Genomic DNA, 23,625 nt, shown 5'->3' with positions numbered 1-23,625 from the left:
CTTTATCTTAGAACGAATAGAATTAAGAAGCTATGCGATTTAGTAGTGTTTGAGATAATTGACGTTGTTCAGCCGTATATTGTGATTCATTTTGTGAGAGAAGTTCACGTGCAGATGCATATGCACCCAAATCAATATATTGTTGAGCAAGATCTAAATCCAATTGAATTTCATCTGTTTGAGCTAACTCGGGGAAAGATTGAACTAAAGGATCATTTGAATCTACAGTTGCACCAATTTCAGTTGTGGTTGGCGCAGTTTCAAAGTTTAACGTAGGAGATGCTACTTCTACTTGCTCTGTTTTCTGATCTAAATCAAAGCTAAACGTTGGTTGTGTCTCGACCTCTTCGTTCGGGGTAAATTTAAACTCTAATTCATTTGAGTGTGTGACGGTTGTTTCTTCTTCAATTACACTTGGCTTAACTAAAGGTTCTGCAAAGTCGAGTTTAAATTCAGTGCTAATTTCTTCTGCTGGCTGATCATTTACAACAGGTGTTGCTGTTTCAGTTTGTGTAAAACTAAATTCTAAAGGTGCAATATTTTCTGCTTTCTTTTCTTCAACTGGAGCGGGCGCTTCAAATGAAAAATCAGCAGTAGGCGTTGTGTCTTTTTGAGTGATTGAATCAAGATTAAATTCTAAGGGTTGAATTTGTTCTTGTAGTGAATCATTTTGGTTTTCACGACCAACTGACGCATTAAACTCAAGTGTATTATCTAATGTTTGTTGTTCAGCGACTTGATCTGCTTGATCAGGCGTAGCTGAATGATCAATTAGAGCATCAAATGCAGCGTGATTGGTCTTAGTTTCAGGTGTATTTGATCGTGTAGGTTCAAATGCAATCGATTCAATTGGGCTTTCAGCTTGAGCAGCTTTTTGTTTTTCTTCAGCTTGAGTAACAATCTCATCTAAACCCAGTGAACGGATATGATTCACCAATTGATTGACAGCTAATTCATCTTTTTGCGCTAAATGTATATCGACTAGATAAAGATAAAGTTCATGCTGTGCGTTATCTTGATTTAAAGCTTGATTGATTTTTGCTTCAGCAGAGGAGTAATTCTTATCTGAAATTAATTTCTCAATATTTGTTTTTAATTCAGGACTTAACGGTTTTGCTGTTTGCTTAATAACAACTTCTTCTTTAACAACAGCAGTTTGTCGTTGAGACGTGCTACGTGCAGTACGCGCTACATTCTTCTTCGCAGTCTTTTTATTGTTATTCTTTTTAGCGCTGGTGTTAGAACTGGTATTTTCTTTGTTGGCATCTTCACGTTTTTTCAAAACGATAGCAACAACCAATAGTAAAATAAATGGAATCACATACAACAACATTTTATTTCCCCTTCATTGAGCACAATGAAACAATTTCCTAAATATATTCTAACTTTTTGGCTGTTTTACACTTTGTTGCTGCAATTGTTGTTGCAACTGAGCAAGCCGAGCATTTAATAGTTGAATTCGTCGGTTCTTTTCTTGTAAAGCCGATGCAAGTTGAGTTACGTCCCTCTGTAATTTAACCGTTTTTTCGCGGGATGTCATAACTTTTGTAGATAATTCAGTATTTGTCTGATTCACCTGAGTATTTTTCTTGGCAGACCCTTGTGGAGAATTTTGTTCATTGTCTGCAACCAAACTCATTTCAGCCTGATCTAAACGATACTTTGCAGATCCTGACTGTTTTCTGGTGGTGATTGGCGCAGTCGGTGTTTTGTATTTGACCTGAGGGCTTTGCTTATAACTTGCTGCTAAATTTAACGCAGCACCACGACGAATACGATTAATATCACCTTGAATAAATGCATTGGCATTATTTTCTTTAATTTGTTTCATGACTTGAGGAATGCTTTGGTGGGTTTCAGCTGCAATTCTTGAAGCAATTGTCCAAAGTGATTCATTGGTTTGCACAACATGCTCTGGATCATTGCCGTTGTTTGCTTTTTTCGTATGTGGTTTTACTGGTGGAGCTGTTTTTGCAGCAGCCTTAGCAGTTTCATTTTTTGCTGTTTCAGGTTTCGATTTTGTCGTATCTGCCTTTGCAGCTTCTGGTTTAGATTTCGCAGTTTCTGTCTTGGTCGTTTCAGGCTTAGGTTTTACCACTTCTGTATTTGCGGTTTCTGGCTTAGGTTGCGTGGCTTCTGTTTTTGTTAGCTCAGGCTTCGCTTTTACGGTTGCGACTTCAGTTGGCGTTGTTATTTTTTGCACGTTTTGAATTTGTTGAATAGTTTGCACCGGAGCTACAGCAGCTTGTTGAGTGATCGCAGGAATATTATTAGGTACGATCACTTGAGGCGCAGTTTTTTGTGTGCTTTGTAATATTGGTGGAGCGGTAACACTAATCACGAGTGGTCGTTGAGCGTTTATGGAAGCAACTGATTTTGCTGTACTTGGAGTCGATATGGGCGTGTTCGCTTGATACGAGGTGCTGCTTGGCAAATTGAGTGCGATATCTTTCTCACTGACAATAACTTGTGGTTTTAGCAATGTTTCATTATTTGTGGCAGTGAGTTTAGCTGTTGCAGGATTGGGGCGACCACGTGTTAAAGCTGTTTTTATTTGTTGAAGATGAGTTGCACTCCCTTCTTTTACTTTTAATAAAATATTGAGTTCAGGCTCAACCATAGGACGAGAAGAGGTGATTACAATAACCCCAGTACCATCATTAGAGCGCCGAGTATAAAAATTTAAGTGTCCTGGTGGTTGATTTGCAAACCCTACGCTCATCATATCTTCAGCTTCTGCTAAGCCAACTTCGATTTTTTCATTTGGATTTGCATTACTAAACTTCATTTCTGCATAGAGCAAATCCCCAGACCCTGATTGAATTTGAATCGGGTTGATGGTAATCGCACTGATTGATTGCGAAGTCATGATGGTTAAAATGGCAATTTTTAATTTGTTATATCTAGTCATCTCTATCCATTGCTCTGACGAAGTACAAGCCACTAAAATTATACAATACCTAGCTGTATTCTAAATGTAAAACTTTAACATTGTGGTTACATAAATATAGTTACATAAAAAAGCCGATCAAGATAGATCGGCTTTTTTTAATGTTGTGCTTTTTTACGATTTTAACTATTTTTATAGTCAATTAAAATACGTAACATACGGCGTAAAGGCTCAGCAGCACCCCAAAGTAATTGGTCACCCACTGTGAATGCGCCTAAATACTCTTTACCCATGTTGAGCTTACGTAAACGACCTACAGGTACAGATAAAGTACCTGTTACAGCCACTGGCGTTAAGTCGGTCATAGATGCTTCACGCGTATTTGGAACAACTTTTGCCCATGGATTAGACTGACGAATCATGTCTTCAATTTCATCAAGCGGTACATCTTTCTTCAATTTCAATGTTAATGCTTGAGAATGGCAACGCATTGCGCCAATACGTACACAATGACCATCAATAGGAACGATTTGAGAATTCCCTAAGATCTTGTTGGTTTCAACTTGGCCTTTCCATTCTTCCTTAGATTGACCATTTTCAAGTTGCTTGTCGATATAAGGAATCAATGAACCCGCTAAAGGTACGCCAAAGTTTGCAGAAGGGAAGCCTTCGCCACGTTGTAATTCAGCAATTTTACCATCAATATCTAAAATCGCTGAGCGAGGATCATCCAAGAGATCTTTGGTATTGTTATAAAGATAACCCATACCTGTGATCAGCTCACGCATGTTCTGCGCGCCAGCGCCAGAAGCTGCTTGGTAAGTCATCGCCGTCATCCATTCCACCAAGTTTTGTTGGAATAAAGAACCCATGCTCATCAACATTAACGAAACTGTACAGTTACCGCCAACGAATGTTTTGGTACCATTGACTAAACCATCTTTGATGACATTTAGGTTCACTGGGTCAAGCACGATAATTGCTTCATCATCCATACGTAAGGTAGACGCTGCATCGATCCAATAACCATTCCAACCTTCAGCTTTTAGCTTCGGGAAAACTTCAGAGGTATAATCGCCACCTTGGCAGGTAATAATGACATCCATTTGCTTCAGACTGGTAATGTCCGTCGCTTCCATAAGTGCTGGAGCAGTTTTACCACCAAAAGCAGGGGCTTCACCACCTGCATTACTGGTAGAGAAATAGAACGGCTCAAAATGAGCAAAATCATTCTCTTCAACCATACGTTGCATAAGGACGGAACCAACCATCCCGCGCCAACCGACCAGACCTACTTTCATGTCACTTTGCCTCGGTGCGTTAAAAAATAAAAGGGGGCTTGAGTGTATCAAAAGGGTGTGTAACTGCAATAGCATACACAATGAAAACACAACTATATTGTGCAATATATCTTGTTTATGATACATGCAAAATTGATATTAATTTATGAATGAATAAAAAATTAAGAATATAAGAGTGACAAAATATGATTTGGATGGAAATGCTGGCAGCTATTGTGATTTGGCTAAGCTTTTGGTCACTGATTCCTCGGGATGAGTGGTGGTTTCGTGGTGCGGATTTTCCAAGACTACAGATCTTGGCTTTAGGTATTATCGCCTTATTGTTTTTGCTGTTTTGGAAAGCACCGTGGGATCTAAGCCGTGAAGTTATTTTATTCTTTCTCATCGCAGCTTTGGCCTTTCAGTTGAAGATGGTTTTACCCTATACCTTTTTATGGAAAAAACAGGTTAAGCAGGTTAAAAAACATCAATTGAATAGCGATCAACAAATTTCAGTCATTGTTTCTAATGTGCTTACGCCGAATCAACAATATCATTTACTGATTGAGCAAATTGAAAAACATCAACCTGACATTGTTCTGACTTTAGAAACAGATCAAACTTGGCAAAATGAACTTGCTAAAATTGAAAAAGATTATCCATATCGAGTTTCTGTTCCTCTAGATAATTTGTATGGTATGCATCTCTATAGCAAATTAGAACTGGTTGATACAGATATTAAATTTATCTTGAGTGATGAAATTCCATCGATTCATACCAGTGTGATTCTACGTTCTGGACAGCCAGTTCAACTTTATTGTTTACATCCTAAACCACCAAGTCCGACTGAAGCGAAGGATTCAACATTACGTGATGCTGAATTGCTGATCGTGGGAGATCAAATAAAAGATTTGGATGAAAGCAGTATTGTGATGGGGGACTTAAACGATGTTGCTTGGTCACGTACAACACGATTATTTCAGCGCATCAGTGGTTTACTCGATCCACGTGTCGGACGTCGATATATCAACACTTTTCACGCGGATTATACGTTTTTAAGATGGTCTTTGGATCACTTATTTCACAGTACAGATTTTGCTTTAGTGCATATGGAACGTTTACCACATATCGGATCAGATCATTTTCCTATTTATGTGGTTTTGCAAACAGGGCGAGTCTTTGAACAGATTCAGGAAGAACTCGAACAGTCAGATGCAGATGAAGAAGAAGCACAGCAAGCGATTCAAGAAGGAATCGAAAAAGCAGAAAAAGAAGAAAAAAGAGTGACCGATGAGATAACTGACTCCTATCGGTAAATAACAAATTGTTTGACAATGATTGCTTAAAATGTCTGAGATTTGTAAGAAATTGCTTACATGGATTTAGTCTCTAAGCGGATAGTATCCCAAAGCATTTAGGCTTAATCTTTACTCATCGGCAAACGGATATGGGAAAGGAAGAGTCCCACTAAGGAAGACGAAGCTGATGGAATAATCATCATGGATTTGATGTTGGAATGGATCACCAAATAAAATAACAATAAGACACGAAAGCACAACCTCATAAGCCCGAGTTTTGCAGGATGCAGAACTCGGGTTGTGTTTTTATGGATATTGAAAATTAAAAAGACAGCAATTAAGACAATTACAAAAGTGACAATAATGAAAACTGAAAGCTATACATTCGATTTTTGTACACATCGCTCAGTCCGAGCAAGTTAAATCTAGTTTAATTTAATAAATCTTTTCGTAACCTTGAGGACGTGTTTTAAAGCGACGGTGAAACCACATATATTGGGTTGGTGCGATACGAAGCTGATTTTCAATGATTTTATTGACACGAATTGCATCATTTAATTCATCTTCACTTGGTAAAGGATCGACAGCAGGTTCAATCAGGACATGGTATTTAGGATTTTTAATATCACCATCGCGATAAAAATACAGTGGAATCGCGACGGCTTTTGATATTTTCAGTAAACGACGATGTGCGGTTACCGTTGCTGCTGGCGTTCCAAAGAATGGTGCCATCACCCCTTGTTTTAAACCGAAATCTTGATCTGGGCTATACCAAATCGCATCGCCATCTTTTAAATGACGAATCAGCCCACGCATATCATCATGGTCTATCTGAGCTTTATAAATAGTTGCTCGACAACGATAGATCAACATATCTAAAAGAGGATTATTTTGCGGACGATAAACAACATCAGGTTCAAAGAATTGAGCACATAAATAGCCACCTGCATCGAGCATGGTACTGTGTGTTCCAAGGAGTAAAATTCCCTGACCTTGTTGTTGCGCATGCGTGATATGTTCTAAACCTTGAATCGTGACACGATCTTTAAACCATTGCGGTGAATACCATGCATTGAGTGTTTCGAACACACCAATCATTTGGTCAATAAAAACTTGACGTGAATGTTCAATCACTTGTTCAGCTGACCATTCAGGAAAACAGACTTCTAAGTTGCGTATTGTGGTTTTACGCCGTGATTTGAGGCGATTAAATGCAATATTACCCAAAAACTTGGCTAAACGATGTTGAATAGACCATGGCAAGATTGCAAGCATCATTAGAAATACGATGGCAATCCAAATTCCCCAGTATTTAGGCTGTAAGAATGCCCAATAAAATTCTCCAGGTTCGTACTGATGCTTTTTGCTCATAGCAATTTTGTAAATTTGGGGTAAGTTAAGACTGAAAGAAGTGTAGCATGAACCTGATTAAAGTAGAAAATTGCATGCTCAGCGGAACAATTCGATAGGGAAATAGATCAATTGCATTCTCAACGCATGATCAAAGCGCTGTAATCGTTGAAATGGATAATGAATAACAAGGATAAGAGAATGAAAACGCTACGTTTGATTCAAGGTGATATTACGATTCAAAAAGTAGACGCCATCGTAAATGCTGCAAATAGCTCTTTATTGGGAGGAGGGGGCGTTGATGGTGCAATCCACCGAAAAGGTGGCGCCCAAATACTGGAAGATTGTCAAAAAATAAGAGCAAAACAAGGTGGTTGCGCAGTTGGTGAGGCTGTGATTACTACAGCAGGTTTATTGCCAAGCCGTTATGTGATTCATACAGTAGGGCCGACTTGGCAAAATGGCCAAGGGGGTGAGGATGAATTACTCAAAAATGCCTATTTGAATAGTTTAAAACTTGCTGAAAAAAACCAATTGACCACCGTTGCATTTCCAAATATTTCAACGGGTGTTTATCATTTTCCTAAACATCAGGCAGCGAATATTGCGATTCAAGTGGTGCTTGAATATATGCAAAATGCACAGAGCTTGGATGAAATTAATTTTGTCTGTTTTGACCTAGAAAATTTTAAAATTTATCGTAGACAACTGGCTGAAGTTGATCAAAATCAATTTCATGTTTTAGGTATATAATTGAATTTGTTTAAATAGAAAAAGATAACCATGAGAGATACCTATTTAGATACCAGCAAGGCTGTTCTGATCTTTCTTGTGGTATTGGGGCATTTTTTAGAAAGAATGATCGGGTGGAATGATCCAATTGGGCATACATTATTAGGTACGATTTATTTTGTGCATATGCCTGCATTTATTTTTATTTCAGGGGTGCTGTTTAAAGATAAAAATTGGTTTAAAAATATTCTGTTTTTTATTTCATTGTATGTTCCTTTTCAGATTTTATTTCCTGCTTTTGATGCAATTTGGTCGGGTAATGTTCAAATCAATTGGAATCTATTTGAACGACCGTATTGGATCCTATGGTATTTACTTGGCATGATGGTTTGGACATTGCTGACACATTTTCTGGTCAAAACAAAATTTGCAGTATGGATTGCTTTGATTTTGGCACTGTGTATTGGTTTAAGCCCTTGGAATAATTATCAATACTCAGTCGGACGAATTTTTACATTCTTACCATTTTTTGTGATTGGTGCGGTTTATGGCAAAGCAATCATTCAAAGTATTCGATCCATTCGCTATGCAGAATGGTTTGCAGTATTGATTTTTCTAGGTATTGTCAGTTTGGTTTATTTGAGCCAAATCAATCAATTCTGGCTGTATGGAAGTTTAAGTTATCAACAACTGAAAGTCAGTGCATTTGATGGCACTCTAATGCGACTAGGTTGTATGGCGGTTTCAAGCTTGGGGATTTTTGCTATTTTCGCAATCGTAAAACGATGCCAATCTCGCTTTCTTAAATTGGGGATAAATACTTTAGCTGTTTATTTACTGCATGGTTTTGTTGTTATTTTTATTTCAAAATACTGGAAATTAGAGAGTCATATTTTTATTGAGATCATGATTTGTATAGGATTGTCGGTAATAACCTGTTGGGTTTTCCAACAGCAATTTTTTGATATGTTATTAAGAAAAATGTCGTTATGGTTGATGAAACCTGTTGAGAAATTAGGTTTGAAATAATTTTATATTCCTTGTGCAGCTGTGCTGCTCATTCCTTCTTTGAAAAAGGTGAAGGTATATACCTCCGCAAGGGGAATGGATTATAAAAACCTTAGCTCAATAAAAAAACTCCGCACGATGGCGGAGTTTTTAATGGAATGATCGATTAACCCTTACTGAGGGTTTCTAACGCTTCCCAACGCTCTAATTTTTCCATTAGCAAATCGTCAATTTCTGCTAAGCGAGCGGATAGCTTCATTGCTCGGTCTGCATCTGAAACAAATAAAGAGCCATCTGCAAGTAATTCATTAATTTCAGCTTGTTCTTTTTCCAGAGCTTCCATTTCAGCAGGAAGTTGCTCTAAAGCACGTTGATCTTTATAGCTCAACTTTACTTTTTTAGCAGGCGCATCTACAGGTGCGGCCGCTGCCTCAGCTTTGGCAATGGCCTTTTTTACATCGCTCTTTTGATCAACAACTTTTTGGTCAGGACGTTGTTCTAAATAATCTTGATATCCACCAATGTATTCATCAATATTACCTTTGCCATCAAATACCCAAGTCGATGTCACAACATTGTCCATAAAGGCACGGTCATGCGAGATCAATAATAAAGTGCCTTTATAATCACTCAACATTTCTTCGAGTAATTCTAAAGTCACCATATCCAAGTCATTGGTTGGCTCATCCATCACAATTAAGTTTGATGGTTTAAGCAATAATTTCGCTAAAAGAATACGATTACGCTCACCACCAGACAGCGCTTTAACTGGTGTACGTGCACGTTCTGGAGAGAATAAGAAGTCTTGTAAATAGCTGTAGATATGACGTCGACCACCATTCACATCCACAAAGTCAGAACCTTCAGAGACGTTTGCCATGACTGATTTTTCAAGGTCTAAAGCGTTGCGTAATTGGTCAAAATAAGCCACTTCAAGCTGGGTACCCGTTTTAACTGAACCGCCGTGCTCTAATTCACCTAAAATCGCTTTCACCAATGTGGTTTTACCGACACCATTATCACCGACTAAACCAATACGATCACCACGTAAAACCAGTGCAGAAAAATCTTTAATAATCGGTGCATTGTTGCCAAATGTGACATTGAGATGCTCAATATCAAAGACCAATTTTCCAGAACGATTGGCTTCTTGGGTCGCCATGCTGACTTTGCCTTGTTGCGAGCGACGCGCCTTAGACTGTTCACGTAAATCTTTTAACGCACGCACACGGCCTTCATTACGCGTACGACGTGCCTTGATACCTTGACGAATCCAAGCTTCTTCTTCAGCTAAACGTTTATCAAATAAAGCGTTTTGCTTTTCTTCAGCTTCCATTTGCTGTGCTTTTAAATCGAGATAACGAGAGTAGTTACCTTCGTAGCTGCGCAAAATTCCACGATCAAGTTCGACAATACGAGTCGCAATGCTATCTACAAATGCACGGTCATGTGAGATGAAAAGTAAGGTTAAATTATTTTGATCAAGTAAGAATTTTTCTAACCATTCGATACTTTCAACATCTAAATGGTTGGTTGGTTCATCCAGTAATAACACATCAGGCTGGGTCAACAATGCACGTGCTAAAAGTACACGACGTTTACGACCACCAGATAAGTCAGCAAGATCAGCTTCAGGGTCTAAACCCATTTTACTGAGGATAGAATTGACTTTGGTTTCTAAAGCCCATCCATCAAGAAGATCTAACTTGTGCTGTAGATTTCCCATACGGTCACAGGCTTCCATATCGCCGAGTACACATGCATCACTGGCTTCATGGTATTCTTTAAGCACTTGAGCAGCTTCGCCTGCACCTTCAGCAACGATGTCCGCAACTTTACCCGAGTCCATTGGGACATCTTGAGCAAGCATGGAAATGGTGATCCCGTTTTGTAACGCAATCTCACCACGATCGGGTAATAAACTTCCCTCAATCAGCTTGAGTAAAGTAGACTTACCTTCACCGTTACGACCAATCAAACAGACTCGCTCGCCACGTTCTAAATTGAAGTTTGCGCCGTCGAGCAGGGCAGGTCCACCAAACGCGAGTTGGACATCCCTTAACGTAATATAGGCCATACTGTTTCCTAAACATCCCAAATGAGGACTTAAAATGACTAAACATAAAAATCTTGATGATCAGGCGTCATTTTCCGCACCCATAGAAGATTTGCAAGTCCGAATTGCATTTTTAGATGATTTAGTCGAACAATTAAATGATCAAGTGACGCAACAAAGCTTAGAACTTGCTGATTTAAAGAAACAAATGCAATTATTGTATCAACGTGTGGAATCTTCAGATTTGTCAGAAGGTATTGCTGCCTTTGATCCTTTGACCAATCGCCCTCCGCATTATTAATCCACATTTATAAATGTTGAATTTCTATATCGACCTAAAAGTTTGGATATTGGATTGGGTTAATGTCAAATAGGAGATATGCAATTTATCGGTTTATTTGATATTTCTATTTGACCTTTAGCCAAAAGCTCGTTGTAATGCATGACTTTAGATAAATAGCAAACTCTTTAACCATGCAGAATAAAGTCGTTTTACTTGATCTTGAAAATAATATGCCATCAGCAAAAATGCTGAGAGATATTGTTGAGCATTATCCAACTTTATATCTGTTTAATTGTGAGGGTGGTTTTCGATATTCGCTTGAAGATTTAACTGAATTTTCAAGCTGGATCAGTAGTGGACAAGTTGTCATCTTAGAAACACCTGAAGCCTCTCAGAGAGAGTATGAATATGCTGTTGTGGTAGGTCAACTGATGGCCTTATTAGATTCAGAAACACATATCGAAGTGATTTCTGCAATGCCCAATAGTGAAATGTTGATAGAGCTTTTATGTGGTTCGGATTTGAGTTGTAGTTTAATCCAGACTCAGTCGGATATTGAAGTACAAACGCATAAAAGCAACCTTCCGAGTGTGGCTACGATTCAAGAAAAGCCTTATTTACAATTGGTGAAGAAGTATTGTGATGCTTTAGGGAAAATGTCAGGAAAGCCAAATACAGTTGAAAAGTTAAGAAATTCGATCAGCAATGTTTTGCAAGTTGTTCCAGAGAAAGCACAACATTTGGTGGGAATGTTAATTAACCTGAGAATTGTCAAACATCTTGATGAGCAAGTTTCTTTTCGTAAGAAAGTTTTGAAACAATGGGTCATGTTAAACATTGATCAGCAAGAATTATCGGCTGAACTCAGTGCAGATGCGGCGGATGTAAAAGTTCTTCCTAAAATGAAGCTAGAAAAAATTGATCAAATTTTAGAAAGTTTAAAACAAAATGCAGGTCAAGATCTTAGTGAAGTTGCGCATCCAGATGCTACAGATAATGTACAAAAAGCGCTTTTTAAGAATTTTGAAAAAATTGATCCAGTGCAAATGGAAGTTATTCGTAAACTGAATGAATTGAAAAATAATAAACCCAAAGATATTTACCAACTCAGAGATGTATTGGAACAGTTGTTTCCAAAGACAGATATTCGTTTATTGCTCAAAGAATTGATTGAAAAGGGCTATATTTATTGGAATGGGCATGAAGTTGTATATAGCCATGAAATGTATTTAAACTGATTTCTATCTTATATTTTTTATTGGATTGAGTGGTTATAGAACTGTGATTATTACGATTTATTCAGCTGAATTAATCGTATATCGGGGGCGTTAAACCCATTAAATTGCAAATTTTAAATCGTCGAGTATTTATTCTTAAAAAATATTGAACTGAAAAACGAGTTAAATTAGCATTATTTTTACTTATGAATAATTAAATATTTCAGATAGTTATTTGGATTTGTCTGGAGTATAGCTGAATTCTATTTGCAAATTAATTTATCTGACAAACTTGCGTTTTATATTCAGCTTATGCAACTCTAATATAGGTAACAAAAGGTGAACTATGGAACACACAGGTCTTTGGGTTGCGCTCATCATTATTATTTTTGTATTGGGTTCAATCTTTGGTTTACGCGTAAGCCCTAGAGAAAAAGCATTAGGTTTAATGCGAGAAAAAGCGCGTAAGATGGGTTTACACCCGCGTTTAGTGGCTGCGCCAGATTGGACTAAAATACCCAAGGCAACAGAAACGAGAGCAAGTATGGTGGCATATTATAGTGTGCTTATCCCAGAAGCTCGTTTGCCTTTGATGCGTGCAAGGGTTGAGGATTCAAAATTAATAATCGTCCAAGGTGATGATAAATTTAATGATCTTCCCATTGCATTAAAAGGTATTTATGCTATTGATATGCAGGCAAACTGTGTCGGAATGTATTGGGATGAAGAAATAGACCTAAGAGCGACACAACTTGATGATATGAAAGCATTTTTACTTAAATTGGCTGAATTTTAATTTCATAAACACAGGATAATTGGTTCATTATGGCGAAAGCTCCTCGGTCCACAACAAGCAAAAGCACTACAGCAGACTCTCCTAATGCTGGGAAAAAACGTGCCTTAGTGATTGTGGAGTCGCCTGCAAAAGCGAAAACCATCAATAAATACTTAGGCTCAGATTATATTGTGAAGTCATCGGTAGGTCATGTTCGTGATTTACCTACAGGTGGTTCAAGTAAATCGGCAGAAAAAAAGCCTGTTACCCGTACTAAATTGACCGAAGCGCAGAAGGCTGAAAAAGCACAAACAGCTTTAGTGAATCGTATGGGGGTAGACCCTGAACATGACTGGAAAGCACACTATGAAGTGTTACCAGGCAAAGAACATGTCGTTGCTGAACTGAAAAAGCTTGCTTCGCAAGTTGACGAGGTTTATCTCGCAACGGACTTGGACCGTGAAGGGGAAGCAATTGCTTGGCATTTAAAAGAAGTGATTGGTGGGGATGACTCACGTTATCAGCGTGTTGTCTTCAACGAAATTACCAAAAATGCGATTCAAGATGCCTTTAAACATCCTGCACGCCTTGATATCGATAAAGTCAATGCACAACAAGCACGTCGTTTCTTAGACCGTGTTGTTGGCTTTATGATTTCTCCATTACTTTGGGAGAAAATTGCACGTGGTCTTTCAGCAGGTCGTGTGCAATCTGTTGCAGTAAAACTGGTGGTAGAGCGTGAACGTGAAATTCGTGCTTTTATTCCCGAAGAATATTGGCAAGTTTTTGCAGATACCAAGTCTCAAAAAGATGAAATTCGTTTAGAAGCCGTTAAGCAAAACGGTAAAACTTTAAAATTACAAAATAAAGCACAAACAGATGCTGTTTTGAAAATTTTAAATGATGCTGAATATAAAGTTGCGACACGTGAAGATAAGCCGACGAAGGTCAATCCAAGTGCGCCTTATATCACGTCAACACTTCAACAAGCGGCAAGTACACGTCTAGGTTATTCGGTAAAGAAAACCATGATGCTTGCACAGCGTTTGTATGAAGCTGGTTTTATTACGTATATGCGTACAGACTCGACATTCTTAAGTGATGATGCAGTCAATATGGTACGTACTCATATCGAAACTGAGTTTGGTGCTAAATATTTACCTGCCAAGCCAAATCGTTATGGTAACAAAGCCAATGCGCAAGAAGCCCATGAAGCGATTCGTCCATCCAATGTTGCCTTAAAAGGCGATAGTTTGGTTGGTGTAGAACGTGATGCTCAACGTCTTTATGATTTAATTTGGCGTCAATTCGTTGCATGTCAAATGACACCTGCAGAATATCTATCATCAACGATTCTAGTCGATGCAAATGGTGTAGAGCTTAAAGCCAAAGGCCGTACTCTTGTTTTTGATGGTTTTACTAAAGTCCGTGGTCAAAACAAATCTGATGATGATGTGCTTCTACCAGCAGTCAAAGTCGGTGAAGTGCTGAAACTTGAAAAACTTGATCCATCACAGCATTTTACCAAGCCACCTGCGCGCTTTACGGAAGCCTCATTGGTTAAAGAGTTGGAAAAACGTGGAATTGGTCGTCCTTCGACTTATGCTGCGATTATTTCAACTATTCAAGATCGTGGATATGTGAAGTTGGATAATCGCCGTCTTTTTGCAGAAAAGATGGGCGAAATTGTCACAGACCGTTTGGATGAAAACTTCAATAACCTCATGAATTATGCATTTACCGCAGATTTAGAAGGTCAATTGGATAAAGTTGCAGATGGTCAGCGTAATTGGAAAGAGCTTTTAGACAGTTTCTATGGTGATTTTAAAAAGCGTTTAACGACTGCTCAGGGTGAAAACGGTATGCGCCGTAATTTACCTGTAGAAGTGTCAGCTGTACATTGTAAAGAATGTGAGCGTCCAATGCAGATTCGTACTGGAACGACAGGTGTATTCCTTGGGTGTTCTGGCTATAACTTACCACCGAAAGAACGTTGTAAAGGGACGTTGAACCTGACACCTGTTGAGTCATTGGCTGTGCTTTCTGATGACGATGGTGCTGAAACTGCTGATCTAATGTCGAAAAAACGTTGTCCAGTTTGTGGTACAGCAATGGACAGTTATGTGATCGATGGTGGTCGTAAACTGCATATTTGTGGGAACAATCCTGATTGTGACGGTTATGAACTTGAAGAAGGTGAGTTCAAAATCAAAGGTTATGATGGCCCAACCATTCCATGTGATAAATGTGATGGTGAGATGCAGTTGAAAACGGGTCGTTTTGGTCCATATTTCGCATGTATGAGCTGTGACAATACCCGTAAAGTATTGAAAAATGGTCAACCTGCGCCACCACGTGTAGACCCGATCAAAATGGAACACTTACGCTCAACTAAACACGATGACTTCTTTGTTCTTCGTGATGGTGCCGCAGGTCTGTTCTTGGCAGCAAGCAAGTTCCCGAAAGTACGTGAAACACGTGCGCCAAAAGTTGCTGAATTACGTTCTGTTGCAGATCAACTTGATCCGAAGTATCAATTTATTTTGAATGCGCCTGATGAAGATCCAGAAGGTAATCCGACATTGGTAAAATTCAGCCGTAAAAACCAAGCGCAGTATATTGGTTCGGAAACGCCTGAAGGTAAACAAAGCAAATGGTCGCTGGTTTACCAAGATGGAAAATGGGTTGAAGCCTAAGCTTTAAAATAATTGCTAAAAAATGCTCACATTGGTGGGCATTTTTTATATGATAAAGGTCATTTCATAAAAATAAGTTTAGTTTGAAAATGATTCCAATACGCTCGATTGCTGTATCCGCAGTTTTATTATCTGAAATAGATGGTGAATTAAAAATCTTATTGATGAAACGTGTAAAAGGTGGTTTTTGGTGTCATGTTGCTGGCAAAGTCGAAGCAGATGAAACCGCAAGTCAGACTATTCTGCGTGAAATTCGTGAAGAAACAAGTATTCAAGTTCAACAATTATTTAGTGCAGATTATTTAGAACAATTTTATGAAGCGAGTCAGAATGTGATTGAAATGATTCCTGCATTTGTAGGATTTTGTGAGAAAAATCAAACTGTGGTTCTAAATGATGAACATACCGATTATAAATGGTGTAACTTATCTGAAGCAAAAGCAATGGCTGCATATTTAAATCAGAAAAAGCTTTATGATTTTGTTTGGGAAAATTTTGTATTAAAACAACCAGAAGCTCTATTGAAAATTGAATAAATATTAATTTTTATTATTGGCGCAACATTATCTCATTATGATTGAGGTTGAAATGTGGAAAACGATTAGAGTTATTATTTTATTGGCAATTTTATTGATTGTCGGTGTGAATGCTTGGCGAGAGATGAATCAAGATTGGTCTAAGCCAATTCTGGTGTTGCTTCATCCGATTAATGCAGATGGTCAAGCAAGTACATCACGCTATATTCAGCAAATTTCTAGTCATGATTTAGATGAAATCCAAAACTATTTACAAACCCAGTCTAAAGAGTTTCGTGGTCAACCTGTTGCATTCCACTTTCGACTCGGCAGAGAACTCAAAGCACTTCCCCCGAAAGTTCCTGAGCAACCAAGTGCTTTGGATAATATTCTGTGGAGTTTAAAATTCAGATTTTATGCGTGGAATCAACATGAGGGTATGGATGGATCGCCATCAGTAACTTTGTATCTGAATTATTATGATCCTCAAATTCACAAAACCTTAAAACATTCTACTGCGCTAGAACGTGGTCGTATTGGCATGGTGAACTTATTTGCATCTCATAAGCAAATGGAAACCAATCAAGTGGTTTTGGTACATGAGTTGCTACATACCTTTGGTGCAAAAGATAAATATGATCGAGCAACAGTACAGCCAATTTATCCACTCGGTTATGCCAATCCTGAGCAAAAACCTTTATATCCACAAAAACGTGCTGAAATTATGGGAGGGTATATTCCACTTTCTCAAACTAAGAGCAAAATACCGAACAATTTGCACGACACTATGATTAGCCGTTTAACTGCGCAAGAAATGGGATGGGCGAAATAAACATTGTTTTATGCGTATCTGATCACCAGAGTAAAGCAATGCTTTATTTTGGTTTAGATGCAGATTCTATACAGACAAAAAAGTGAATTAGATCAACAATAAATTAACGAATAACAACCAAGAGAAGAATATGCGTACAGTTGGAAATGATTTGGTTCGTCACCAGTTACATGAAAATCGAAAATGGTATCTGCTACTCGGGGCATTATTGGTGATCTTTGGATTGGTTTTACTTGCCTCGTTGGGAATGGCGACATTGACCGTTGTGGTTCTCTTTGGTGTATTGATGATGGTGGGTGGTGTATTGCACCTGATTGCGGCATTTAAAATTTTTGATGGTGGTTTTCGCTGGCTTTGGGCATTGTTTGCTGTGTTGTATTTTATCGCAGGCTATTATGCGTTTAAATCACCGATCACTACTGCTGTGGTATTAACAAATTTATTGGCGATTGCTTTATTGATCGGTGGCTTTATTCGAATCTTTAATGCATTTATTTTGAAGCCCATGTCAGGTTGGGGTTGGACATTATTTTCAGGTCTACTCACTTTAGCAACAGGTGCAATCATACTTGCATCACCTGATTCGCCATTCTGGGTGCTAGGTATGTTTTTAGGGATTGATATTTTATTCCAAGGTGTAAATTATCTCACTTTTGCAGCAGCGATCAAACAAATTCCACCTGCAAGCCATTCCTAATACTCAATGATGAGCATAGAAAAGTACTAAAACGAAAGGAGTCTAATTCAGACTCCTTTGTTATTTTTGCCTAACTCATGATAAGTTTTCACATTCTTTTGGTGATGTATTGCATTTTTGCTTAAGGATTCACTGCATATTGGCTTGAAATGGCAATACGATTCCATGTGTTAATCACAATCGCAACCCATTCAATTGCAGTAATTTCAGCTTCGGATAATACTTTTGTAGCATTTTGATAAGCTGAGTCTGGGAAATGTTGATTGGCAATTAAAGTAATTTCTTCAATTAAAATCAATGAAGCACGTTCCTTTTCTGAAAAATAGCCACTTTCACGCCAAGCACTGATCAAGGCAATACGCTCCATTGATTCGCCTGCTTTAATTGCGTCTTGCGTATGCATGCGTACACAGAAGGCGCATTGGTTAATTTGTGAAGCTCTGAGTTTGAGTAGGTGAGAGAATCCAATATCTAGTCCAGCTTGCTTAACTTTTTGCATAGATAGATTTTCGAGTTCTAATACCGCTTTATAAAGTTCAGGAGCAGTTTTACCTAAATTTACACGTTCCATATACAACCTATTTTGAAGTGAGAATTATTGTTCAGAATGATTTTATCTGTAAAATGAATCTCACTTTGTTTAGTTTACGCATAAAAATAATCATGAATAAAAGCTATAAAATTTCTTTCATTCTCTCTGCTATGGCGAGCATCGTATTTTTCATGGCTGAAGAATTAAAGCAGGATGGTATTCGTATTGATTTTGGGATAGGTATGATTCTTGGGTTCTTTGCACTGCTGATGATAATCGCATGCTACTTATATCTACGAAGTGAAGAAAAACGATATTTGAGTAAAAAAGAACAACGTCGTGACTAAGAAATCATGTTATTAATAAAATAAGTTTGATAAAAATGCTGGACGATGAAAACCTTTATTTTAGCACCTGATTCTTTTAAAGAAAGCATGACCGCAGAGCAAGCATGTAGTGCAATGCAGCGAGGTATTCAAAAAGCGATTCCCAATGCTCAATTTATCCATGTTCCAATGGCAGATGGTGGTGAGGGTACAGTCGATGCCTTAATTACCGTAAGGCAAGGCAGGAAAATTCAGATTCAAGTTTCAGGCCCATTCACTCATCAAAAAATAGATTCCTATTTCGGCTTTATTGATACGGATAAAACGGCTGTCATTGAAATGGCGATGGCAAATGGTATTCATCTCATCGAAAAATCACAACGTAACCCTTTATTGACCAGTACATTTGGTACGGGAGAAATGATCAAGGCTGCGTTGGATCACGGTGCCTTAAAAATTATTATTGGGCTTGGCGGTAGTGTCACCAATGATGCAGGTGCAGGCATGGCACAGGCATTGGGGGTGAAATTTTTAGATCGAAATGGTCAAAAAGTTGAACAAGGTGGTGGTCATCTTGATCAAATTTGCACGATTGATCTTTCTGAATTAGATCCCCGTTTGGCTCAAACTGAAATCATTATAGCCAGTGATGTGAATAATCCTTTATGTGGTGAAAATGGTGCATCGCATGTGTTTGCACCACAGAAAGGTGCTCATCCTGAAATGGTGGAAATTTTAGATCGCAATCTGAATTATTTTGCCGATCTTGTAAAACGACAACTCAATATCGATGTCAAAAATATTGCAGGAGCGGGAGCCGCAGGTGGTTTAGGGTTTGGTCTGATGGTTTTTGCAACTGCGAAAATCCGTTCAGGTGTTGAAATAATGATTGAAGAAACGCAACTCGCTGAAAAGATTGCTCAAGCAGATTATGTATTTACTGGTGAAGGTGGTATTGATTTTCAAACCAAATTTGGTAAAACGCCTTTTGGTGTCGCTCAAGTGGCAAAACGTTTGAATAAACCTGTGATTGCCTGTGCAGGTTATATTGGTGAGGGGGTTGAAGAACTCTATGCAGAAGGATTTACTGCTATTTTGGGGATTGTTGGTGGTGTATGTGATTTGCAGACAGCACTAAAGAATGGCGAGAGAAACTTAGAAAGAACCTGTGAAAATGTGGCACGACTTTTAAAATAGAGTTTTGCTATTAACGATCAATTTAAGAGATCAAAATTTCCTCGCTTATCTTGAAATGACGACTCAAAAACTGGGGTTGAAATACCAAGTTATTGATTCAAAAACGATTCGTATCGATAAATAATAGTGTTCTTTTTATTGAAAAATTGGAGCATTTTCATTCGAGAGATGAAAATGCTCCAATTTTTTGAAAAACAAAAATTACAGTTTCTGTTCTAAATATTTTTGAGCAAACGTCACTTCATCATCATAAGCTTGCTGATCTTTAGGAATCGGTAATTTGATATTGGGCGGAATACCAATATTATCAATTTCTTGTCCCGCACGACGATGTACATAGGATGTTGCATACCATAAAGACAATTTGGTAGATGGTGTTTTTATGTCTCTTAAATTAGAAGCATCTAATACTCCATAAGTATTTCTACCCATGGTCACAACCCTTGGGTTTTGTCGAACAGTTTTAACAAACTCTTCACCTGAACTTCCACAATCTTCGTCCGTCAGAACAACAACCTTTTTAGGGTTTGCTAATACATCTTTTTTCTTAATTTTGTCTACAAATAATGATGTATTACCTTCTATATAGACCCAATCATTTTTATTGTGTTCCATTTTATTGATGATTTTGCCAATTTCCTTTTTTGTTTCAGCATAGGGCATTACTTTTTGTAGGTCTTTATAAGCTTGAATATTTGTTGGTGAAGTGTAAAGTTGTGGTATTTCACTCCAATATTCGGCTTCACCAAGTAGTTTATATACGGGTTCAGCAGAACTGTCCTGACCTCCAGCATTTTTGCGCAAATCTAAAATTAAATAAGGAGCATTGAGTAAATTGTCCTGATTATTCTTAATAATTTTTTCAAGTTGATCTTTTATTGAGAGCCCAAAAGAGGGAATGAAAATATACGTGGTTAAGTCTGATAATTTTTTTGTTGTCACTAAATCATCTTGTTGAGGTGTAGAACTAGTCTGCACATAATCTTCCATTGATCTGCTATTTAGAGAAACATGCCCTTTACGAATAGCTCGAAGAAAAGGTTTGGCAATGTCTTGGCATTGTTTTACTGTTTGAACTTGCGTAGTTTTTTCTTTTTGAGTATTCAGAATGTTTTGAATATTTTCAGGATATGCTGTCCATTTCTGTGCTTGAATTCCTGCATCATTTTCCAATAAAAATTGAGCAGTAAAGTCGATGTCTTGCAAACATTCAGCACTGGTCATGGGTACAACATCTTCAGTTGCTTGAACGTTTTGAGTCAGTAAAATTGAACTTGTCAAAAGTAATAAAGAGGCGTGAGTGAAAGGGTAAGACATTGAGTGAAATCCTTTATTTTGATTGCTTAAAAATATTAATTTTTCTCTAAATATCTTTGAGCAAACTTCACTTCATCATCATAAGCTTGCTGATCTTTAGGAATCGATAATTTGATATTGGGCGGAATACCAATATTATCAATTTCTTGCCCTACACGGCGATGTACATAGGATGTTGCATAATTAAGTGATAGTTTTGCAGATGGTGTTTTTATTTCTCTCATTTCAGATGCATCTAATGCACCAAAAGTATTTCTGCCGATTGTAATTACTCTCGGATTTTGTCTTACCGTTTTCACAAATTCTTCACAAGAGCTACCACAGTCTTTATCAATCAATACCACAACTCTTTTTGGTGTTGCTAAAGTATCTTTGCCTGATACTTTTTGACTTATCTCTTTTTGATTAGTCATTTCAACCCAATTATTTTTATTTAGTTGCATCTCCTTAATCATTCGACCAAACTCTTCTTTCATTGATCCATTTGGAATACTTCCTGCAATATCTTGCCATGATTGAATATTGGCATTTGAGGAGTAGACTAAAGGCAATACAGTCCAATATTCTGCTTCACCTAATAGTGGATAGAGTGGTTCGATAGATGGAGCAAATCCCCCTGAATTTTTGCGCAAATCTAAAATTAAATAAGGAGCATTGAGTAAATTGTCCTGATTATTCTTAATAATTTTTTCAAGTTGATCTTTTATTGAGAGCCCGAAAGAAGGAATAAAAATATAAGTGGTTAAGTCTGATAGTTTTTTTGTGGTTACTAAATCATCTTGTTGAGGTGTAGAACTGGTCTGCACATAATCTTCCATTGATCTGCTATTTAGAGAAACATGCCCTTTACGAATAGCTTGAAGAAAAGGTTTGGCAATGTCTTGGCATTGTTTTACTGTTTGAACTTGGGTTGCTTTTTCTTTTTGAGTGTTCAGAATATTTTGAATATTTTCAGGATATGCCGTCCATTTCTGTGCTCGAATACCTGCATCATTTTCCAATAAAAATTGAGCAGTAAAGTCGATATCCTGTAAACATTCGGCACTAGTCATGGGCGCAGCATCTTCAGTTGCTTGAACGTTTTGAGTGAGTAAAATTGAACTCACGAGTAGTAAAAAAGTAGCATGCACAGAACGGTGTGGCATTGGTTTGAGTCCTATATTTTGATAGTTGTGTTCTCAATCTTTTGAAAAACAAAAATTACAGTTTCTGTTCTAAATATTTTTGAGCAAATTTAATTTCATCATCATAAGCTTGCTGATCTTTAGGAATGGATAATTTGATATTGGGCGGAATGCCAATATTGTCGATTTCTTGTCCCGCACGGCGATGTACATAAGTAGTCGCATAGTTTATAGAGAGCTTCTTAGATGGCGCAGGTACATCTCTGACGTTAGACGCATCTAATGCACCAAAAGTATTTCTACCCATGGTGATAACTCGAGGATTTTGTCGAATGGTTTTGACCAATTCTTCACAAGAGCTACCACAGTCTTCATCAATCAATACCGCAACCTTTTTCGGTGTTGCTAGAATATCTTTGCCTGATATTTTTTGACTTACTTCTTGCTGCTCCATTAAGCCGATCCAGCCATTTTTATTGGACTCCATCTTTTTGACCATTTGATTGAGCATTTTCTTTGAGTCGGGATCAGGTATTCCTGCTTCCAATTCTTTCCAAGCTTGTATCGTTACAGTTGATGTATAAATCTGAGGGATTTCAGTCCAATATTCTGCTTCTCCCAAAATTGAATAAAGTGGTTCTGCAGATGTATCGAATCCGCCAGTATTTTTACGCAAATCTAAAATTAAATAAGGAGCATTGAGTAAATTGTCTTTATTATTTTGAATAATTTTTTCAAGTTGATCTTTTATCGAAAGCCCAAAAGAAGGAATAAAAATATAAGTGGTTGAGTCTGATATTTTTTTTGTTGTCACTAAATCATCTTGTTGTGGCGTAGAACTTTCTTGAATAGATTTCGAAATTGATTGGCGACTTAACCAAAGATGTCCTTTACGAATGGCTTGAAGAAAAGATTTAGCAATATCTTGGCATTGTTTTACGGTTTGAACTTGGGTTGCTTTTTCTTTTTGAGTATTCAGAATGTTTTGAATATTGTCAGGGTATGCCGTCCATTTCTGTACTCGAATACCTGCATCATTTTCCAACAAAAATTGGGCAGTAAAGTCAATATCCTGTAAACATTCAGCACTAGTCATAGGCGCAGCATCTTCAGTTGCTTGAACGTTTTGAGTTAGTAGAATAGAACTCGTGAGTAGTAAAAAAGTAGCATGTGTGAAACGATACGACATTGAGTAAAATCCTGTATCTTTAAGTTTGGTTTTCTATTCGATAATCATCATTTTATTGGAGTAATAAATTGATTTTAAATGTTTTAGCTATACTTTGAATGTACTTATTTTTATCATTTAGTACAAGATTTTCTTGTTTGGAATGTAGAAATTTTTTATTTTGAAATTATTTTTAAAGAACAACGCTATTGTAAATAGAGATTTAAATAAGTATACCAAATTGATTGTGAAACCATGTGCGAAGAAACGATGAAATTCTGTTATCGTCTGCCAGCTCTGTTAAACTAGCGTCATCCACAAAACGATGAGTG

Annotated in this window: 21 protein-coding genes; 12 read left to right on the top strand and 9 right to left on the bottom strand. The window is 37.6% G+C overall.

Annotation, left to right across the window (positions count from 1 at the left end):
• Positions 1–22: 22 nt before the first annotated feature.
• The 3 genes from ACY45D_RS15415 to asd form a co-directional block, all read right to left on the bottom strand.
• The gene (locus ACY45D_RS15415; protein WP_463107504.1) at positions 23–1,333 is read right to left on the bottom strand and encodes a hypothetical protein; all 1,311 of its coding nucleotides are present in this window, start codon (positions 1,331–1,333) and stop codon (positions 23–25) included.
• A gap of 48 nt (positions 1,334–1,381) precedes the next feature.
• Positions 1,382–2,911 (bottom strand): FimV/HubP-related protein, encoded by a 1,530-nt coding sequence (locus tag ACY45D_RS15410; RefSeq protein WP_463107503.1) that lies wholly within the window; start codon positions 2,909–2,911, stop codon positions 1,382–1,384.
• Between the two features lie 161 nt (positions 2,912–3,072).
• Positions 3,073–4,191 (bottom strand): aspartate-semialdehyde dehydrogenase, encoded by a 1,119-nt coding sequence (gene asd, locus ACY45D_RS15405; protein WP_463107502.1) that lies wholly within the window; start codon positions 4,189–4,191, stop codon positions 3,073–3,075.
• 185 nt (positions 4,192–4,376) lie between these two features.
• Here asd and ACY45D_RS15400 point away from each other — a divergent pair, with 185 nt between their 5' ends.
• Positions 4,377–5,486: an endonuclease/exonuclease/phosphatase family protein gene (locus ACY45D_RS15400; protein ID WP_463107501.1), complete on the top strand. Its 1,110-nt coding sequence runs from the start codon at positions 4,377–4,379 to the stop codon at positions 5,484–5,486.
• A gap of 417 nt (positions 5,487–5,903) precedes the next feature.
• Here the strand turns inward: ACY45D_RS15400 and ACY45D_RS15395 are convergent, their stop codons facing one another.
• Positions 5,904–6,839 (bottom strand): LpxL/LpxP family acyltransferase, encoded by a 936-nt coding sequence (locus ACY45D_RS15395; protein WP_463107500.1) that lies wholly within the window; start codon positions 6,837–6,839, stop codon positions 5,904–5,906.
• 180 nt (positions 6,840–7,019) lie between these two features.
• On the opposite strand from ACY45D_RS15395, the gene ACY45D_RS15390 reads away from it, so the two are divergent.
• Entirely contained in the window at positions 7,020–7,571 is a 552-nt protein-coding gene (locus ACY45D_RS15390) for an O-acetyl-ADP-ribose deacetylase (RefSeq protein ID WP_463107499.1), read from the top strand.
• Between the two features lie 30 nt (positions 7,572–7,601).
• Complete coding sequence (locus ACY45D_RS15385) at positions 7,602–8,579, top strand: acyltransferase family protein (protein WP_463107498.1); 978 nt, start codon at positions 7,602–7,604, stop codon at positions 8,577–8,579.
• Between the two features lie 145 nt (positions 8,580–8,724).
• Here ACY45D_RS15385 and ACY45D_RS15380 read toward each other — a convergent pair whose 3' ends face one another.
• Positions 8,725–10,635, bottom strand: coding sequence for an ATP-binding cassette domain-containing protein (locus ACY45D_RS15380; protein ID WP_463107497.1), 1,911 nt, complete (start codon positions 10,633–10,635; stop codon positions 8,725–8,727).
• A gap of 34 nt (positions 10,636–10,669) precedes the next feature.
• On the opposite strand from ACY45D_RS15380, the gene ACY45D_RS15375 reads away from it, so the two are divergent.
• The 7 genes from ACY45D_RS15375 (at position 10,670) to ACY45D_RS15345 (ending at position 17,629) form a co-directional block, all read left to right on the top strand.
• Positions 10,670–10,915, top strand: coding sequence for a SlyX family protein (locus ACY45D_RS15375; protein WP_463107496.1), 246 nt, complete (start codon positions 10,670–10,672; stop codon positions 10,913–10,915).
• A 173-nt stretch (positions 10,916–11,088) separates the two neighbouring features.
• Positions 11,089–12,135 carry a hypothetical protein gene (locus ACY45D_RS15370; protein ID WP_463107495.1) on the top strand — a complete coding sequence of 349 codons (1,047 nt, stop codon included), beginning with the start codon at positions 11,089–11,091 and terminating at the stop codon, positions 12,133–12,135.
• A 325-nt stretch (positions 12,136–12,460) separates the two neighbouring features.
• Positions 12,461–12,910 carry an ammonium transporter gene (locus ACY45D_RS15365; RefSeq protein WP_463107494.1) on the top strand — a complete coding sequence of 150 codons (450 nt, stop codon included), beginning with the start codon at positions 12,461–12,463 and terminating at the stop codon, positions 12,908–12,910.
• Positions 12,911–12,939: 29 nt separating this feature from the next.
• Positions 12,940–15,585 (top strand): type I DNA topoisomerase, encoded by a 2,646-nt coding sequence (gene topA / locus ACY45D_RS15360; RefSeq protein WP_463107493.1) that lies wholly within the window; start codon positions 12,940–12,942, stop codon positions 15,583–15,585.
• Positions 15,586–15,674: 89 nt separating this feature from the next.
• Complete coding sequence (locus ACY45D_RS15355) at positions 15,675–16,121, top strand: NUDIX hydrolase (RefSeq protein WP_463107492.1); 447 nt, start codon at positions 15,675–15,677, stop codon at positions 16,119–16,121.
• A 52-nt stretch (positions 16,122–16,173) separates the two neighbouring features.
• Positions 16,174–16,932 (top strand): hypothetical protein, encoded by a 759-nt coding sequence (locus ACY45D_RS15350; protein ID WP_463107491.1) that lies wholly within the window; start codon positions 16,174–16,176, stop codon positions 16,930–16,932.
• A 130-nt stretch (positions 16,933–17,062) separates the two neighbouring features.
• The gene (locus tag ACY45D_RS15345) at positions 17,063–17,629 is read left to right on the top strand and encodes an HdeD family acid-resistance protein (protein ID WP_010114393.1); all 567 of its coding nucleotides are present in this window, start codon (positions 17,063–17,065) and stop codon (positions 17,627–17,629) included.
• 121 nt (positions 17,630–17,750) lie between these two features.
• Here ACY45D_RS15345 and ACY45D_RS15340 read toward each other — a convergent pair whose 3' ends face one another.
• Positions 17,751–18,200: a carboxymuconolactone decarboxylase family protein gene (locus tag ACY45D_RS15340; protein ID WP_463107490.1), complete on the bottom strand. Its 450-nt coding sequence runs from the start codon at positions 18,198–18,200 to the stop codon at positions 17,751–17,753.
• A 152-nt stretch (positions 18,201–18,352) separates the two neighbouring features.
• Here ACY45D_RS15340 and ACY45D_RS15335 point away from each other — a divergent pair, with 152 nt between their 5' ends.
• Together ACY45D_RS15335 and ACY45D_RS15330 are read left to right on the top strand one after the other, a co-directional pair.
• Positions 18,353–18,508, top strand: coding sequence for a hypothetical protein (locus ACY45D_RS15335; RefSeq protein WP_157998079.1), 156 nt, complete (start codon positions 18,353–18,355; stop codon positions 18,506–18,508).
• A gap of 45 nt (positions 18,509–18,553) precedes the next feature.
• Complete coding sequence (locus ACY45D_RS15330) at positions 18,554–19,684, top strand: glycerate kinase family protein (RefSeq protein WP_463107489.1); 1,131 nt, start codon at positions 18,554–18,556, stop codon at positions 19,682–19,684.
• 201 nt (positions 19,685–19,885) lie between these two features.
• On the opposite strand, the gene ACY45D_RS15325 is transcribed toward ACY45D_RS15330, so the two are convergent.
• Genes ACY45D_RS15325 through ACY45D_RS15315 form a run of 3 tightly spaced genes read right to left on the bottom strand, consistent with a single transcriptional unit; the run spans position 19,886 to position 23,314 of the window.
• A complete protein-coding gene (locus tag ACY45D_RS15325) occupies positions 19,886–21,001 on the bottom strand; it encodes a S41 family peptidase (RefSeq protein ID WP_463107488.1) in 1,116 nt (371 codons plus the stop codon).
• Positions 21,002–21,036: 35 nt separating this feature from the next.
• On the bottom strand, positions 21,037–22,146 hold the full coding sequence (locus ACY45D_RS15320) for a S41 family peptidase (protein ID WP_463107487.1): 1,110 nt from the start codon (positions 22,144–22,146) through the stop codon (positions 21,037–21,039).
• Between the two features lie 55 nt (positions 22,147–22,201).
• A complete protein-coding gene (locus ACY45D_RS15315) occupies positions 22,202–23,314 on the bottom strand; it encodes a S41 family peptidase (RefSeq protein WP_463107486.1) in 1,113 nt (370 codons plus the stop codon).
• Between the last annotated feature and the right edge of the window lie 311 nt (positions 23,315–23,625).

Source organism: Acinetobacter sp. BZX-2, assembly GCF_055179795.1.
The sequence above is the reverse complement of the archived record's forward strand: the minus strand, read 5'-3'. Positions and strand labels throughout refer to the sequence as shown.

Coding starts and splice junctions, on each gene's coding strand:
- ACY45D_RS15390 (WP_463107499.1), top strand. CDS start 7,020: ATGAAAACGCTACGTTTGATTCAAGGTGATATTACGATTCAAAAAGTA.
- topA (WP_463107493.1), top strand. CDS start 12,940: ATGGCGAAAGCTCCTCGGTCCACAACAAGCAAAAGCACTACAGCAGAC.
- asd (WP_463107502.1), bottom strand. CDS start 4,191: ATGAAAGTAGGTCTGGTCGGTTGGCGCGGGATGGTTGGTTCCGTCCTT.
- ACY45D_RS15345 (WP_010114393.1), top strand. CDS start 17,063: ATGCGTACAGTTGGAAATGATTTGGTTCGTCACCAGTTACATGAAAAT.
- ACY45D_RS15365 (WP_463107494.1), top strand. CDS start 12,461: ATGGAACACACAGGTCTTTGGGTTGCGCTCATCATTATTATTTTTGTA.
- ACY45D_RS15315 (WP_463107486.1), bottom strand. CDS start 23,314: ATGTCGTATCGTTTCACACATGCTACTTTTTTACTACTCACGAGTTCT.
- ACY45D_RS15370 (WP_463107495.1), top strand. CDS start 11,089: ATGCAGAATAAAGTCGTTTTACTTGATCTTGAAAATAATATGCCATCA.
- ACY45D_RS15375 (WP_463107496.1), top strand. CDS start 10,670: ATGACTAAACATAAAAATCTTGATGATCAGGCGTCATTTTCCGCACCC.
- ACY45D_RS15415 (WP_463107504.1), bottom strand. CDS start 1,333: ATGTTGTTGTATGTGATTCCATTTATTTTACTATTGGTTGTTGCTATC.
- ACY45D_RS15395 (WP_463107500.1), bottom strand. CDS start 6,839: ATGAGCAAAAAGCATCAGTACGAACCTGGAGAATTTTATTGGGCATTC.
- ACY45D_RS15325 (WP_463107488.1), bottom strand. CDS start 21,001: ATGTCTTACCCTTTCACTCACGCCTCTTTATTACTTTTGACAAGTTCA.
- ACY45D_RS15385 (WP_463107498.1), top strand. CDS start 7,602: ATGAGAGATACCTATTTAGATACCAGCAAGGCTGTTCTGATCTTTCTT.
- ACY45D_RS15400 (WP_463107501.1), top strand. CDS start 4,377: ATGATTTGGATGGAAATGCTGGCAGCTATTGTGATTTGGCTAAGCTTT.
- ACY45D_RS15320 (WP_463107487.1), bottom strand. CDS start 22,146: ATGCCACACCGTTCTGTGCATGCTACTTTTTTACTACTCGTGAGTTCA.
- ACY45D_RS15335 (WP_157998079.1), top strand. CDS start 18,353: ATGGCTGAAGAATTAAAGCAGGATGGTATTCGTATTGATTTTGGGATA.
- ACY45D_RS15350 (WP_463107491.1), top strand. CDS start 16,174: ATGTGGAAAACGATTAGAGTTATTATTTTATTGGCAATTTTATTGATT.
- ACY45D_RS15355 (WP_463107492.1), top strand. CDS start 15,675: ATGATTCCAATACGCTCGATTGCTGTATCCGCAGTTTTATTATCTGAA.
- ACY45D_RS15340 (WP_463107490.1), bottom strand. CDS start 18,200: ATGGAACGTGTAAATTTAGGTAAAACTGCTCCTGAACTTTATAAAGCG.
- ACY45D_RS15330 (WP_463107489.1), top strand. CDS start 18,554: ATGAAAACCTTTATTTTAGCACCTGATTCTTTTAAAGAAAGCATGACC.
- ACY45D_RS15410 (WP_463107503.1), bottom strand. CDS start 2,911: ATGACTAGATATAACAAATTAAAAATTGCCATTTTAACCATCATGACT.
- ACY45D_RS15380 (WP_463107497.1), bottom strand. CDS start 10,635: ATGGCCTATATTACGTTAAGGGATGTCCAACTCGCGTTTGGTGGACCT.